The organism is Desulfonispora thiosulfatigenes DSM 11270, assembly GCF_900176035.1.
Lineage (GTDB): Bacteria > Bacillota > Peptococcia > Peptococcales > Desulfonisporaceae > Desulfonispora > Desulfonispora thiosulfatigenes.
Map to the genome: position 1 here is coordinate 58,583 of NZ_FWWT01000017.1, position 15,277 is coordinate 73,859.

A 15,277-nucleotide genomic window follows, 5' to 3' on the forward strand; every position below is an offset into this window, starting at 1 on the left:
AGGATGTTAAATATGATTAATAAGAATAATTATATAGGATATCAAGGCATACCAGGTTCATACAGTGAAGAGGCACTTAAGGAATACTTTGGCGAAAATGTACAAACAAAAAATTATCCAGAATTTCTAGGGGTGTTTGAAGCACTAAATGAGAAAGAAATAGATTATGGGGTACTACCCCTAGAAAATTCATCAACTGGTGCAATTAATGATGTTTATGATCTTTTGCGAAGTTATGGTTTTTATATAGTAGGAGAAAGAAACATTAAAGTGGATCATAATTTAGTAGTCAATAAGGGAACAAAAATAGAAGATCTTACAGAAGTTTATTCCCATAGTCAGGCCTTAGAGCAAAGTAGTAGGTATTTAAAAGAGCATCCTAACTGGCAGCTAATACCTTATAAAAATACAGCTATTAGCGCTAGATATATAAAAGAAGAAAATTTGAAAACTAAGGCTGCTATTGCAAGCAAAAGGGCTGCAGAATTATATGATTTAGATATATTAGCAGAAAATATAAATTATAATAAAAATAACTATACAAGGTTTATTATAATTGGTAGAAATTTAGAGGTTAGTGAAAGATGTAATAAGTTAAGTATTATTATGACCGTTTTACACGAACCTGGAATGCTAAATAAAAGTTTGCAAATTTTTTCTGATCATAAAGTAAATCTACTAAAAATTGAATCTAGACCAATTATCGAACGCTCTTGGGAATACTTTTTTTATATTGATTTAGAGGGGAATTTAGAAAAAAACAATCTTCAGGAAGTATTACATTTAGTTAAAAAAAATAGCAGTTATTATAAATTACTAGGTAATTATCAAAAAAGTGAAGTCTAATTAAAGAGAGAAGTTGCAAATAAACTTAATAGTTAATTTGCAACTTCTTCATTTTTATTCAATAATTTCTAATTTAACAGGACCCAAACCAGCACTTTTAAGGCCAATTGCTTCAGCTGAGGCCATGGATAAATCTATAACTCTATTACGAGAAAAAGGTCCTCGATCATTAATTCTAACATTTACACATTTACCAGTATTTAATGAAGTAACTTTTACTACTGTGCCAAATGGTAATGTTTTGTGAGCAGCAGTATATTCGTACTGATTAAATCTCTCGCCACTAGAAGTACAACCTCCATGGTGAGAACCTCCATACCAAGAGGCTGTCCCAGTTTCGTGGTAGATAACTTTAGGTTCTAAAACGGTTTTTTCTATAACCTTGTCCTCTTTTTCTTCAGTACAGGCTTGAGCCCGTTTAAAGTTTTCGAGTTGGGCTATAGATGCATCAGATTTTGTAGCTATAATAGTATTGGTGTTTTCTACCCAGGTTGCTTCATAACCTAGAGAAGAAGCCGCAAATTCTAAGTCAATATACATCTTTCCATCAACAAGTTTAGTTGGCACACACGTCTTTTGATTGATCCCATTGATGGTCACTTCATTGGATAAATTAGAAATTTGTATATTCTTATCCTCATAACTAATTACTGTACTTGAATCATCTGGTTGCCATTTAATCTCACTTCCAAAAAAATCATAGAATGATCTAACTGGAACAAGGATTTCTCCATTTTCTTTTAGATGATTCGTAACGTCTAAAATTGCTTTTATATTTACAGTATTAACTTCATCTTCAGCATTTACTAAGTTAGGTATTAAAGTGAAAAATGAAACAAGGATAAGAGTAAAGACAAATCTTCGAATAAAAACCCCTCCTAAAAGGAAATAATTTTAAAGCGACTACATTATATAATATATATAGGTTGTCGGTAAAGGGGAATTTTTATACATTTATATTTTATAGTATTAAAATTATAGGAGAGGTGAAAAAAGTCTTGAAATTGATTCCTTTGTTTTAGTCTTAAACGAACGGTTTTTATAGTTATCCAAAGTTAACTCGGTTGAATCAAACATATCTTTAATAAAGATACTTTCTAGCTCTTGAGCCTTTTCTGTACTATACATAAAAGCATTTATTTCAAAATTAACTTTAAAACTTCTAAGATCTAGGTTAGCCGTTCCTACAGATGAAATAAAGCCATCTGAAGTAGCCATTTTACTATGGACAAAGCCTTTATTATAGTGAAAAAAGCGCACACCTGCTTCTAATAATTCCCCCATATAAGATAAACCTGCCCAATATACAAATATGTGATCTGATTTTCCAGGGACAATAACCCTTATATCTACTCCTGATAGGGCAGCCAGTTTTAATGCATTAAAAATACTTTCATCAGGTATAAAGTAAGGAGTTTCAATATAAAGATGGTTGCGAGCAGTATAAATCATTTTAAGATAACCATTACGTATCGATTGCCACTGGGAATCTGGACCACTAGAAACAATTTGTATACCTGTTCTACCATGAATTGCAGAAGGTTGTTCAAGTATATATTTCGTGAGGGTAATTTCCTCCTTAGAAGCAAAACGCCAATCCAGTAAAAAACGAAATTGTAAATTGGCTACTGCAGATCCTTGAATACGCAAATGAATATCACGCCAATATCCAAATCTTTTCGATAAACCTAGATATTCATTTCCAATATTGAGTCCACCTGTATAACCTATTTGCCCATCAATAACAGTGATCTTACGATGGTTGCGGTAGTTAATACGTAAATTTACATAAGGTACAAATGGAGGAAAAAACTCAGCAACCTTTCCACCAGCTTTAATTAAAGGAGTAAAAAAACTCCGTTTTAAACGAATACAACCCATGCCATCATATAAAAGACGCACTTCTAATCCTTCTTTGGCCTTTTCGGTTAATAATTCAATGATTTTCCTTCCTAGAGAATCATTGCGAATAATATAATATTCCATATGGATGGAATATTTAGCATTTTTAATATCTTCAACTAATGTATTAAACTTATGTACCCCGGTAGAAAATATCTCCACATTATTATCTTGACTAAAGAGAGCATTATTATCTTTTAAAAAAAGGTTTATTGTATCTAAGTGGAAATAAGATTTAGATTCAAAGAATTTATATTGCCTATCATTAAGATGGGCCTTTTGCAAATAGACACTACGAATTACTTCAAGTTCTTCTTCCGTTTTCAAGGTGAAAAGAGACTCCTTACGTAAACTCTGTCCTAAAAAAAGATAAAATATAAATCCAACTACGGGAACAAATAATAGAATCATAAGCCAAACCAAAGTATCATTAGGATTACGACGTCTTTCAAAAAGAATAACGAAAGCAGCAAAGATTATATTCAAGATAAATAAATAACTAATTAAATTATAAAGCGAGCTAAAAGTTAACATTCTTTCTCCCTTTTCTGATAGAATTATAAAAATATTTAAATAAATATTTCATCTTAATCATTATACTTCTTGTCAAGTTATTAAACAATATTGCTTATAATCTATTATGATACATATTATAAGTTAAGGTTCAAATAAATATATTATTTTATAATGGCATAATGATTATTTAAAAAGTAGAATAGAATATAATATACAGAGGAGGTGTGTTTAAAATGTATTATAGAGGAGCTTTTGGTGGTGTTATTTCTTATGAATATATGAAAAAACACTCACCATTAACACTGGTTTTAATTGGGGTTAATGCAGCAATCTTTTTAATAGCGATGATTTTGCGTATACATAACGAAATAATTACTATAGGTGGAATGGTGCCGTTAGAGTACATACTTGTTTATAAGGAATATTGGAGGTTTTTAACTTCAATGTTTATTCATGGAGATTTGATGCATCTTGTTTTTAATATGATTATTTTATTACATGCAGGAGCATATTTAGAACAATTTCTTAAATCAAAGAAATTTATAAGTCTTTATCTTTTAACAGGTTTATTAGTTGCTTTGTTTACGGGTATTTTTTCTAGTGGCATTACTGTTGGAGCCTCAGGAGCAATTTTTTCTTTATTAGGATATATACTTTATTATGAATTAGAGAATCGAAAAAAGGGAATAAATAGTTATAGCGTAATAGTTCCTTTAGTTGCAATTAACGTTATCTTCACCTTTTTAGATCCTAGAATCAGCATAGTAGGTCACCTTTCAGGTCTAATTATCGGATATTTAGTTGCTTTATTTCAAAATAAAAGAAAGATAAACTTTAGGGGATAATTATGAATTTTAAGCAGGGATTAAATATAACTCAAAATCAAAAATTAATTATGACCCCTGAGCTTAAACAGGCAATTAATGTTTTACAATTACCAATAGCAGAATTAAATAGTTTTATTGATCAGCAATTAATGGAAAACCCAGTTTTAGAAATAGCTGATGAAAACCAGAAGGCTCAAAAGGATAACCAGAAAGATGAAGATAAAAAAAATGAAGTAGATTGGGCAGAGTATTTTCATGATGGAAGAGATTTTGGGTTTCCTAAAGAAAAAGGGGATCAAGTTTTATTTGAAAGGTTTACGACTTCAGATGTTACTTTAAAAGAATATTTAGAAAAACAGTTAAGTTTATATAATCTTAGTATGCAGGAATTTAGAATAGCCCAATATATAATAGGAAACTTGGATGAAAGAGGATATTTTTTATGTTCTTTTAAAGATGTTGCAAATATATTAAATACTAGCTCAGAAAAGGTAGAAGAAACTTTATCAATGATTCAAGATTTTGAACCATTAGGAATTGGAGCACGAAGTTTAGAAGAGTGCTTAGAAATTCAGCTAAAAAAGAAGGGATTGTTAACTAATGAATTAAGATTTTTAATATACAATTATCTTAATGATATTGGCAAAGGTAACCTTAAAAAGATAGCTAAAGATTTAGGAACTTGTATAGAAACTACACAACAAATGATTGATGTCATAAGGAATCTTAATCCTAAGCCAGGTGCAAATTATGGTTCAATAAATGGAAATAGATATATTGAACCGGATGTAATTGTAGAGAAGGTTGGAAAAGAATACTATATCATTGTTAATGAGTCCAATGTGCCAGGATTAGTAATTAATAGTTTTTATAAGAAAATATTAAATGAAGGGACTCAAGATAAAAAGACAGAAAGCTTTATAGAAAATAATTTTAATAAAGCAATATGGCTTATAAGAAGTATTGAACAAAGGAGAGCAACCTTATATAAAGTAGTTAGTAACTTATCCGAGCACCAAAGAGAATTTTTAGAAAAAGGTAGTAAGTACTTAGTTCCTTTAACCTTAAAAGATGTAGCATTACAAGTCAATGTGCATGAATCAACTGTAAGTAGAGTAGTGGCAAATAAATATATTCAAACACCTCAAGGATTATTTCCATTAAAACACCTTTTTCCTGGAGGATTGAAAAACGTTCAAGGTGAAAATATTTCCGCAACAAGTATTAAAAAGATAATTGAAGATATAGTTGCAAGTGAAAATGAAAAAGACCCATATTCCGACAGTAAGTTATCGGAGCTATTAAAAGAAAAAGGATTAGAGGTTGCTAGAAGAACTGTAGCTAAATATAGAGAGGAGTTAGGTATATTAGTATCAAGTAAAAGAAAAAGATATTAAAAAAGGAACAGTTCAGTAGTTTGAACTGTTCCTTTTTTTTATTCTATGATATTTTCAGGGTCACCAACTCTAGACTCCTATTCCCCCATTTTATCTTTAGGTGTAGGAGTAGTTAGCAAACTAACTACAATTAAAACAATCGTACTAGTTAAAACTCCGAACATAATAGGAGTAGTTGTTGTTTCTCCTGTTATAAGTATTATACTTATAATTACCAATGAACTAGATATTATAGAAGCTATAGCTCCTTGCCAATTAGCCCTTTTCCAAAAGAAACCAGCCATTATTGGTGCAAATATACTACCAGAAAGAAGGGCATAAGCTATATCTAATGCAGTTAAAACGTCTTGAATTAAGGTAGCCAGGGTTAATACTATTATACCGACTATCAATGTAGTTACCCTTGATAAGAAAAGATGCTTTTTGGGAGTTAAATCTTTTTTATAAGGAGCAATTAGATCATTTACAATTAGTGTTGAGGATGCTAAAGTTGTTCCTGTAAATGAAGATATTAAAGCTGAAAGGATACCTGCTAATACTAATCCTTGAAGTCCAGCGGGCATAACATTAAGTATAACTTCTGGCAAGACACTTTGCCCATTTTCTAATCCAGGAACTAATATAAGACCAAGTAAACCAACCATTGCCATAGCTACAGACCACGCCATAGTATAAAAGCCAGCTGTAATAGTTCCAACTTTAGCGATTTTTTTGTTTTTAGCTGTAAAAACTCTTTGCCAGATATCTTGCCCAATCATTAAACCTAATACAAATAATAGAAAAAATGAAAAAATGTTACTCCACCCAATATGTATGGGATTAAAATACATCGGATCAAGTTGGTTTGTTAAAGTGGAAAAACCACCTATTTTCCCTAAACCAATAGGTATAAGGAGGAAGAAAACCCCTACAGTCATAAGCACAAACTGTATAACATCAGTAATAGCTAAAGAACACATGCCTCCTGCAAATGTATAAAGTAAAGCAATACTACCTCCTATTAGGATTGAAGTTACTAGAGGTAAACCAAATAGAGAACTAAGAACTGTACCAACAGCAATAATTGCATTAACTGCAATCATAGCGGTATAGATTGCTGATATTACAGCACTTATTAATTTAGTGTTTACATCATATCGTAATCCTAACATTTCACTTAAACTTAATATTCTTAAATTTGATAATTTAGTAGTCATAAGGAAACCTAAACCCAAGATTCCAACCCCAAACATTACAACCATCCAAGATCCAGATATTCCATAAGTATAACCGAGCTTAGCTCCTCCAAAGGTTGCTCCACCGCCAATTATTATCGTGCACAAACAAGGAAAATATACCCACATGGGAAATGATCTCCCACCTACTAAGTAGTCTTCATTAGTTTTTGCTTTTCTAGATCCGATATAACCAGCTGCTATCATTATTCCAAAGTAAAATATTATAATTAAATAATCTAGGGTTGAAGCCATATCTATCCCCTCCTAATTTTTTTGTTTAAGGCGATTAAGGATATAAACTCATACATTAACCCTGCAGCAGCAAAAGAAGTAATTTTACTAGGATCACTAGCTGGTAATACTTCAACTAGGTCGTAGCCAATTACATTTTTTTCTCTTAAACCTTTCTGAACAATTTGTTGAGCTTCCCAAGTGGTAAATCCTCCTATTTCAGGTGTTCCTGTTCCGGGAGCATAAGCAGCATCTAAGAAATCAATATCAAAAGAAACAAATATAGGCTTATCTTGGGTTCTTTCTCTAATTTTTTTAATCGTTTCAGGGATACCAATTGTATGTAGTTCTGGTCCAGTTATAACCTCTAAACCTAAATCTTTAGCATCTTGTAAATTTTGAGGTTCATATAGATGTCCCCTAATACCTACTTGGATAGAGTTTTCTGGTATTAATAGATTTTCTTCAATGGCACGTCTAAAAGTAGTTCCATGATTATATTTTTTACCAAAGAATGAATCATAAGTATCGCTGTGCGAGTCAAACTGTACAAGGGCTACCGGTCCATATTTTTTTGCAGCTGCCCTTAACTCTGCTAAAGTAATGGAATGGTCTCCTCCCATCACGATAGGAATAATACCTTTTTCAAATACAGGTGTTAACCCTTCTTCGATATTATGATAGGTTTCTTCTATATAGCCTGGAACAGTATTAATATCACCATAATCAACACCTGAACAATAATCAAAAATATTAACATCAAGTACAGGGTTATAAGGCTTTATAATTGTAGAGCATTGGCGTATAGCCTGAGGACCAAAACGACTTCCGGTATTATAAGAACAAGCAGTATCAAAAGGAATTCCTGTAACAATAAAATCAACATCTTCTAAAGTTTTTACATTTGGTAAACGCATAAAGGTTGTTACTCCGGAAAATCTTGGAGATTCTAATGAATTTGCAGGTTTGTACTTAATCATAAATAATTCCCCCTTAATTTTCTTCTCAAACTATACTTATATTAATATGCAAGAATCATGCCAACATAATAAAACCAATAGTTATAGTCTTAATTAGTTTACATAAATTTATTAATATTCAATTTTGAATAAAAGAATAGACTTAGAAGAAAATAAACCTGGGAAAACATAAATAAATGAAATAATAGTTATTATTCAGGGTTGAATAATAACTATTAGAATTATTTATATATGAATACTACTTTATATATTTTTTTATCTTTCGTACAGCAGTAGGTTGGCTAATACCTAAAGCCTCAGCTACACCAATAGTGGTTTTAAATTCTTCATAAGCTTTTTGTACCATGTTTTTTTCTAACAATTCGATAGCTTCAGGTAAATTGAGACTTATGCTAATTTTATCTAAAAAGGATACTGTTATATTCTCAGGTAAAGTTTCTGTTGTAATTACTTCACCATCTGATGTAACAATACAGCGTTCAATCACATTTTGTAATTGACGCACATTACCTGGAAAATCATACGATAGGAGTTCATTTATTGCTTGACTAGAAAAATACTTATTTCTATTATATTTGATATTTAATTGTTCTAAAAAGTGCAGAATTAAAGGGAGGATATCTTCTTTTCGTTCCCTGAGGGGAGGTATATGTATGGGTACAACATTTATTCGATAGTAAAGATCTTCGCGAAATTGACCTTTATTTATTAATTCATTTAAATCTTTATTTGTAGCAGTTATCAGTCTGAAATCAACCTTTATACTTTTAGTATCGCCTATCTTAGTTAGCGTTTTATCTTGAAGGACTTTAAGTAATTTTACCTGTAGTGCTAGTGGCAATTCTCCTATTTCATCTAAAAAAAGTGTACCTTTATGAGCAAGCTCAATTAAACCAATTTTGCCTTTTTGTTGTGCTCCTGTGAATGCACCTGGAACATAACCAAACAACTCGGACTCAATTAAATTTTCAGGAATAGCACCACAATTAATTTCAATAAAAGGCTCTTTATCTCTGATGCTTTTTTGATGAATTAATTGAGCAATTAAATTTTTACCTACGCCAGATTCTCCAGTAATGATCACATTCGTATCTACAAGGGCTACCTTTAATGCATAATTAAGTACCTTTTGCATTGATTTGCTTTTTGAAATTATTCCAGGAAAATTCAAGTCTTTTTCTCTTAATTCTCTAATTTCGGAAGAATATTGATCTACTAATTTTTCCATCTTATCGTACTCATTTTTTAAAATAAAAAATTCATCTGGATCAAAAGTATAACTTATTATTAATTCAAGTTCTTTATTATTATTAAAAGTAGGAATTCCAGTAGCAATTAAACTCTTGCCCTTTTTATTTTTCTCTAATACTGTTGTTTTTTGTTTGCTTTTAATTACTTGGGCAGCAACTGAAGGATAAAATATACCTTTATTTGCTACTTCATAAGTAGTTTTTCCTAAAATCTCTTCTTTCCTAATACTATAAGATTCTTCAAAACAAGGACTAACCCAAAGGATAACTCCTTTATTATCAAGAACAACAACATTATTATACATAGATTTAAGTAAGTTAAATAAATTATTATCCTGTAATAACAAGGTTTGTTTCTTTATATATTTTTCCACACAAAATTTCCTCCTCATAGGTATTATTGTGTATATGTAATACAAAAAATATAAGTTTGAGAATTAACAGCATTACTTTATAAATCTTTGTCTTTGTATTACAAGAATATTTACATATTTTTACGTAAAACACACATAATAAGAAACTCTCTTAAATAGTATCATATTTTATATCTTCTTATGATTCTAAATAGGGGAACATTTCAATAAAATGTAAAAAAACATTGATAATTTATTGACAATCTGGCAAACATATAATATAATGTAATCAAGAAGATAAATAAAAGTAATTAGAGAAAGTTACTTTATGGAAGGGATCTGAATTATATGAGTATTTTCAATCATTTTATTGAAAATAAAGAACAAGGAGTTTTAGATCGTTTTTCGTACAAAAATTCTGACTTCAAAACACCTTTTGCGCTAGTACAAAAAACAAAGCTTAAGTTTTTTAAAGATATATTTTCAAAATAGTATACAATGAAAAAGGTTGCTGATTTAATATCAGCAACCTTTTTTTATTCACTAGGTATAATAAAGGCACAAAGAAAATAAAATAAAACTCCTCCAATTATAGCTGTGCCAAAGATAGTGATAAATACGTAGATTAATCTAATTAGAGTAGCATCAGTATTAAAATAATCAGCAACCCCAGCACATACCCCGGATATTTTTCTGTCTGAAACTGATCTATAAAGTTTTTTGGACATTTAAAATCCCCCCTATTAATTAGTTGATTATAAAATATTGACTTTGATTCAAAATAATAAGACTACTAAAGTACTATTTATTTATAGTTTCTTATTGTATCATAAAAACATTACTATATTATAGGTGAATCTAACTATTTAACATTAAACAAGGTTATTGTAAATAGAGGAGGAGTTTTTTTGTTTACTTATCTATATGTAGCTATTGGAGGATCTCTAGGTGCTGTAAGCAGGTATTTACTTTCTAATTGGGTTAATAATAAGGCACAATCTATCTTTCCTTTTGGTACATTTAGTGTCAATATGATTGGTTCCTTTATTATTGGGGTTTTTTATATTGTATCTATGGAAAGGTTAGTATCTCCAGAGTTAAAATTGATTATTAGTGTTGGTTTTTTAGGAGCATTTACGACATTTTCAACCTTTAGCTTAGAAACTCTAAATCTAATGCGGGAAAATCATATCTTGACAGCCTTCATTAATATTGGTTTAAGTATTATTATTGGATTAATTGCCGCATGGCTTGGGATTATCATTGGTAAATTACTTGTAAACTAACCCCCTAAAATGAAAAGAGTAATCGTATATGCAAGTGGAGTTGATTTCTTTGGAGAGTATTAGAAAATTTATTTGTTTAATTCAAAAAGGAGACTCTTTAAAAAGAGAGAGAATAATAAATGAATATAAAGGGCAAATTCATTTATGGGCAAATATGTACTGTAAAAGGTATTTGGATTGGTCAAATGATGATGAACTAAGTATAGCTTTAGGCGCATTTAATGAAGCAATTGATTCATTTGAAATAAAAAAGGGTTCAAATTTTTTAGCATATGCAAAAATTGTAATTAGAAATAAATTAATAGATTATTTTAAAAAAGAAAAAAGACATCAATGTTTACCATTAGAAATTGAATGTAATGATGATAAATTTACACCATTTGAAATAAAAACAGCTGAAGAAAATTATCAACGAGAAACAGAGCGAAATGAAAGGGTAGAGGAAATCAAATTATATCAAGAAAGGCTTTGCGAATATGGTTTAAGTTTTTCAGATCTGGTTAATATAGCACCTAAACACAAAGACACTAGGCAATCATTAATTAAAGCTGCTAACATTTTGGTAGAGGAAGAAGAATTAGCTATAAAATTAAAACGTACTAAAAGATTACCTATTAAAGAACTTATGATAAAGACTGGATTAAGTCGTAAGGTATTAGAAAGTGGAAGGAAATACATAATATCTGTTGCAATTATCTTATTTGAAAATGAATTCTATTATCTGAATAATTTTATCCAAAGGGGCACTTATAATGAAGAATAGAGCTATGATAATAGAAATAAAGGAAAAATCGATTATAATACTTACGTCTGATTCTGAATTTAAGGAAATTCCTAAAACAAAGAAGCTTCCCCGGATTGGTGAATACATTGAGTTTAAAGCGGTTAAGAAAAGGTTTGAATATATTAAGCTAATTAATATAGCTGCAATTATTAGTTTTATCATATTGATAAGCTTAATTACTAGTTTTTTATTTACACCTGCGGCAGTAGTTGCCTTAGATATTAACCCAAGTCTTGAATTTAATGTAAATAAAAAAGGGATTGTCGAAAAGATCGTACCCCTTAATGAAGATGCTAAGGAGATATTAAAGAATAATAATCTACAGAATATTCCTATTGATGATAGTTTAAATAAATTTATGGATTTATGTGTTAAAGAGGGATTTATAGCTCATGAAAAAGAAAATATGATAGTGGTATCATTAATTAATGAAAATAATAGTGTGAAAACTTTAAATTTAGGAAATATAGAAGAAAATATAAATGAGGTTTTAGCAAAAAATAACTTTGAAGGAGAAATAGCTTCTGATAATACTTCTAAAAAAGACTGGAAAGAAGCTAAAAAAAATGATATATCGGTAAATAAGCTTAAGGTAATAAAGAAATTACCGGATAGCAAAGAAAAAATCAAAGAAGATAGTTATAAAAATATGTCTATTAACTCTCTTGTAAAACAAGAAAATTTAGAACTTACGAAAAACTTTAAAAACGTAAAACATATTTCTACTAAAAATATTAAAAATAAAAGGACCTTAACTAAAGAAAAAATACTTAAAAAGAAGGAAAAGATTAAAAACAAACAAAAAGAAACTAAAATAAAACACGAAAACAAAATCCAGATAAATGGAGAGAAGGTTAACAAAAATATAGAACATAAAATTAAGAAAGACAAAATTAGAGTAAATAAAGATAATCTTAAACCAAATACGGAAAATAAAATTAGGGTAAAGCATGAAAGAGTAAAAGAAATTAAAAAGAAAAGTTTGAACAAAGAGAAAAACAAGAACAAAGAGAAAAACAAGAATAAAGACAAAAATAAGAATAACAAAAAAAATAAAAATAAAGATAAGGACATTACCCAAAAATAAAAACATAACTTTAAGATCTCGTTTTTTAAATAACGAGATTTTTTAAATATAGGAAAATTTAAGGGGAATTTTAAATCTAAGATTATTCAAAAGATACTTTTAAATACTTAAAATAACTTGAACTTTTTCTTTTTTACTTATAGTATTTTCTAAAGACTGATGTTAATTCTATTTAATTGGAGTGAAATAGATGGAAAAGATATTAATAATTGAAGATGAAGATCCTATTAGGGAATTAATAAAACTTAATCTTCAGGTGGCAGGATATGAAACCTTAGAAGCAAGTGATGGTAGTGAGGGACTAGAAAAATTCAAAACTGAAAAGGTTGATTTAGTATTATTAGATATAATGCTGCCAAAAGTAGATGGTTATGAAATTTTACCGCAAATAATAAAAAAAAGTATTCCAGTAATTCTCTTAACTGCTAAGGATGGTTTGCAGGACAAGGTTAAAGGATTAGATATGGGTGCAGATGATTATGTGACCAAGCCTTTTGAGGCCATGGAATTACTTGCTAGAATAAAGGCTGTTTTAAGAAGAAGTGCTAAAGATGAGATAAAAATAAAATTTGATGATATAGAAATTTACTTAGATCAGCATAAGGTTGTAAAAGAGGGCGAGGAAATAGAATTAACCTTTAAAGAATTTGATTTATTAAGACTCTTAGCCCAAAATAAAGGAATGGTAATGTCGCGGGATAGGCTTTTACAATTAGTTTGGGATTATGAATATGAAGGAAATACTAGAACTGTGGATATGCATATTCAAAGACTACGTAATAAATTAGGAACAGATAAGATTAAGACAGTATATAAGGTAGGTTATCGACTGGAGGATTAAGGATGAAATTTGGATGGAAAATATTTATTCTTTGTATGAGTATCTATATTGTTTCCTTAGCGATAACAGGAATTGTTGTTACTGAATATTCTTATAATAGTTTACTTAAAAAGGAAGTCCAACGAAGTTTAGAAGAGGAAAGTAATCTACATTCTACTTTAGCTTTATATTTACTGAATAATAAAAGAATTACTAAGGAAAAGATAGAGCTCGAAAAATATAGCCAAAGTATGGTTGATATGTTTAAAACAGATAATAATTATTTAGAAGTTTTTGATAAAAAAATGAATTTGTTAGCTAGCAATGCAGATAAAAACTGGCTCATGACCAGAGAAGAGTTAAAAATAGCCTTAGAAGGCAAAAAGAATTTTATTTTAAGAAGTGATGGTGGGAAACATTATCTGTTTATGGCTAATGTTTTGCAAATAGAGGATGAAACAATTATTTTATCTTTGATTAAAGATATTACTCATATCGATAATCAAAGAAAAGAACAATATTTGTTTTTTTTACGAACAGGTATAATTGGTTTAATTTTTGTGGCGGCAGTAACTTTCTTGCTTAGTAAACTAGTTATAAGACCAATCTTAGATTTAAGTAGGACTGCCCATAATATATCTTCAGGAAATTTTACGGATCGGGTTAAAGTAAATAGTAAAGATGAAATTGGCTTATTAGCTCAGCAATTTAATATAATGGCTTCAGAAGTTGAGGCGAAAATTTCAGAGCTTGAAAAGGAAAGTGAGAGGCAAAGAAGATTTATTGATAATTTAACTCATGAGCTAAGAACTCCACTAACCTCAATAATTGGTTATGCAGAATTATTAAAAACTTTGCAATATAATCCGGATATATACAATAAGGGTTTAAATTATATTCATGGAGAAGGAAAAAGAATGCTTAAGCTTTCTAATACTTTGATGGATATGATTTTATTAAGAGAAAAGGTTTTTCAATTAGAAAAGCAGGACGTTTTACCACTTTTAAGAGAAGTAAAAGATATTTTAGAAGTAAAGGCTATAGATAAGAATATTGATCTTGAAATAATAGGTGAAGATACTAGTATCCTAATTGATCGTGATTTATTTAAAGGTGTACTTATTAATTTAGTAGATAATGCTCTTAAAGCTAGTCAAAATGGGATGATTATTTACCTTGGGGTTAATAAATCAAGAGGAAGAACTCATGTTTATGTACAAGATGAAGGCTGTGGCATGGAAAAAGAAGAAATTAAAAAGATAATAGAACCTTTTTATCGAGTAGAAAAATCACGTTCAAGAAGAGAAGGAGGGGTGGGCCTTGGTCTTGCGATTTGTCAGCAGATTGTAATTGACCACGGGGCAACCCTTGAAGTGGAAAGCGAAATTAACAAAGGAACAAAGGTGAGTATTATTTTTAATTCTCTTTAAAGTTTTACAACTATTTTACAAATAGAATATAGATTAGATGAATGTTAGTGTTATTATAACTACAGAGTTAAGGTTTGAGAAGAAAACTTCTCAAAAAATATACATACCAAGGAGGAAGTTTAAGTGAAAAAGATTTTAAGTTTATTATTAGTTTTATCTCTAGGTTTATTCTTAGCAGTAGGATGTAGTTCTTCTGAAGAGAAAGCTCCAGCAGAAGATCAAGCTACTGAAGAAGGTACTACTGAAGATGCAGTAACTGAAGAAGATGCTACTACTGAAGAAGATGCTGCTGACGAAGAAGCAACTGATGAAGAAGCTCCAGCTGAAGAAGAAGCAAAGTAATTTTATAAA

The 15,277-nt window shown here is 29.6% G+C and carries 16 protein-coding genes; 10 read left to right on the top strand and 6 right to left on the bottom strand.

Features of this window, described 5'->3' with window-relative positions:
- Positions 1 to 12 precede the first annotated feature (12 nt).
- The gene (pheA, locus tag B8965_RS06970; protein ID WP_143334244.1) at positions 13 to 846 is read left to right on the top strand and encodes a prephenate dehydratase; all 834 of its coding nucleotides are present in this window, start codon (positions 13 to 15) and stop codon (positions 844 to 846) included.
- A gap of 54 nt (positions 847 to 900) precedes the next feature.
- On the opposite strand, the gene B8965_RS06975 is transcribed toward pheA, so the two are convergent.
- Together B8965_RS06975 and cls are read right to left on the bottom strand one after the other, a co-directional pair.
- Positions 901 to 1,713 carry a septal ring lytic transglycosylase RlpA family protein gene (locus tag B8965_RS06975; protein WP_341451584.1) on the bottom strand — a complete coding sequence of 271 codons (813 nt, stop codon included), beginning with the start codon at positions 1,711 to 1,713 and terminating at the stop codon, positions 901 to 903.
- A gap of 108 nt (positions 1,714 to 1,821) precedes the next feature.
- Positions 1,822 to 3,282, bottom strand: coding sequence for a cardiolipin synthase (gene cls / locus B8965_RS06980; protein ID WP_084053122.1), 1,461 nt, complete (start codon positions 3,280 to 3,282; stop codon positions 1,822 to 1,824).
- A gap of 215 nt (positions 3,283 to 3,497) precedes the next feature.
- Between cls and B8965_RS06985 the strand changes: the two genes are divergently transcribed.
- Together B8965_RS06985 and rpoN are read left to right on the top strand one after the other, a co-directional pair.
- Positions 3,498 to 4,109, top strand: coding sequence for a rhomboid family intramembrane serine protease (locus B8965_RS06985; RefSeq protein ID WP_084053123.1), 612 nt, complete (start codon positions 3,498 to 3,500; stop codon positions 4,107 to 4,109).
- A 2-nt stretch (positions 4,110 to 4,111) separates the two neighbouring features.
- Positions 4,112 to 5,488, top strand: a complete 1,377-nt coding sequence (gene rpoN / locus B8965_RS06990; RefSeq protein WP_084053124.1) for an RNA polymerase factor sigma-54 — start codon at positions 4,112 to 4,114, stop codon at positions 5,486 to 5,488.
- A gap of 77 nt (positions 5,489 to 5,565) precedes the next feature.
- Here the strand turns inward: rpoN and B8965_RS06995 are convergent, their stop codons facing one another.
- The 3 genes from B8965_RS06995 to B8965_RS07005 all read right to left on the bottom strand — a co-directional run bounded on the left by B8965_RS06995 (position 5,566) and on the right by B8965_RS07005 (position 9,540).
- Positions 5,566 to 6,957 carry a sodium:solute symporter family transporter gene (locus B8965_RS06995; RefSeq protein ID WP_084053125.1) on the bottom strand — a complete coding sequence of 464 codons (1,392 nt, stop codon included), beginning with the start codon at positions 6,955 to 6,957 and terminating at the stop codon, positions 5,566 to 5,568.
- Positions 6,958 to 6,959: 2 nt separating this feature from the next.
- Positions 6,960 to 7,916: an agmatinase gene (gene speB / locus B8965_RS07000; protein ID WP_084053126.1), complete on the bottom strand. Its 957-nt coding sequence runs from the start codon at positions 7,914 to 7,916 to the stop codon at positions 6,960 to 6,962.
- Between the two features lie 238 nt (positions 7,917 to 8,154).
- The gene (locus B8965_RS07005; protein WP_159446300.1) at positions 8,155 to 9,540 is read right to left on the bottom strand and encodes a sigma-54 interaction domain-containing protein; all 1,386 of its coding nucleotides are present in this window, start codon (positions 9,538 to 9,540) and stop codon (positions 8,155 to 8,157) included.
- Between the two features lie 327 nt (positions 9,541 to 9,867).
- On the opposite strand from B8965_RS07005, the gene B8965_RS12460 reads away from it, so the two are divergent.
- A complete protein-coding gene (locus B8965_RS12460; protein WP_159446301.1) occupies positions 9,868 to 10,011 on the top strand; it encodes a hypothetical protein in 144 nt (47 codons plus the stop codon).
- A gap of 44 nt (positions 10,012 to 10,055) precedes the next feature.
- Here B8965_RS12460 and B8965_RS07010 read toward each other — a convergent pair whose 3' ends face one another.
- The gene (locus tag B8965_RS07010; protein WP_084053128.1) at positions 10,056 to 10,247 is read right to left on the bottom strand and encodes a PspC domain-containing protein; all 192 of its coding nucleotides are present in this window, start codon (positions 10,245 to 10,247) and stop codon (positions 10,056 to 10,058) included.
- A gap of 180 nt (positions 10,248 to 10,427) precedes the next feature.
- Here B8965_RS07010 and crcB point away from each other — a divergent pair, with 180 nt between their 5' ends.
- The 6 genes from crcB (at position 10,428) to B8965_RS07040 (ending at position 15,268) form a co-directional block, all read left to right on the top strand.
- Complete coding sequence (gene crcB / locus B8965_RS07015) at positions 10,428 to 10,805, top strand: fluoride efflux transporter CrcB (RefSeq protein WP_084053129.1); 378 nt, start codon at positions 10,428 to 10,430, stop codon at positions 10,803 to 10,805.
- A gap of 49 nt (positions 10,806 to 10,854) precedes the next feature.
- Entirely contained in the window at positions 10,855 to 11,568 is a 714-nt protein-coding gene (gene sigI, locus B8965_RS07020) for an RNA polymerase sigma-I factor (protein ID WP_159446302.1), read from the top strand.
- Complete coding sequence (locus tag B8965_RS07025) at positions 11,558 to 12,676, top strand: anti-sigma-I factor RsgI family protein (protein ID WP_084053131.1); 1,119 nt, start codon at positions 11,558 to 11,560, stop codon at positions 12,674 to 12,676. Before sigI ends, B8965_RS07025 begins: the two co-directional genes overlap by 11 nt.
- A 190-nt stretch (positions 12,677 to 12,866) precedes the next feature.
- Positions 12,867 to 13,517, top strand: coding sequence for a response regulator transcription factor (locus tag B8965_RS07030; protein WP_084053132.1), 651 nt, complete (start codon positions 12,867 to 12,869; stop codon positions 13,515 to 13,517).
- Positions 13,518 to 13,519: 2 nt separating this feature from the next.
- On the top strand, positions 13,520 to 14,926 hold the full coding sequence (locus B8965_RS07035) for a sensor histidine kinase (RefSeq protein ID WP_084053133.1): 1,407 nt from the start codon (positions 13,520 to 13,522) through the stop codon (positions 14,924 to 14,926).
- Between the two features lie 123 nt (positions 14,927 to 15,049).
- Complete coding sequence (locus B8965_RS07040; RefSeq protein WP_084053134.1) at positions 15,050 to 15,268, top strand: hypothetical protein; 219 nt, start codon at positions 15,050 to 15,052, stop codon at positions 15,266 to 15,268.
- The last annotated feature ends 9 nt before the right edge of the window (positions 15,269 to 15,277 follow it).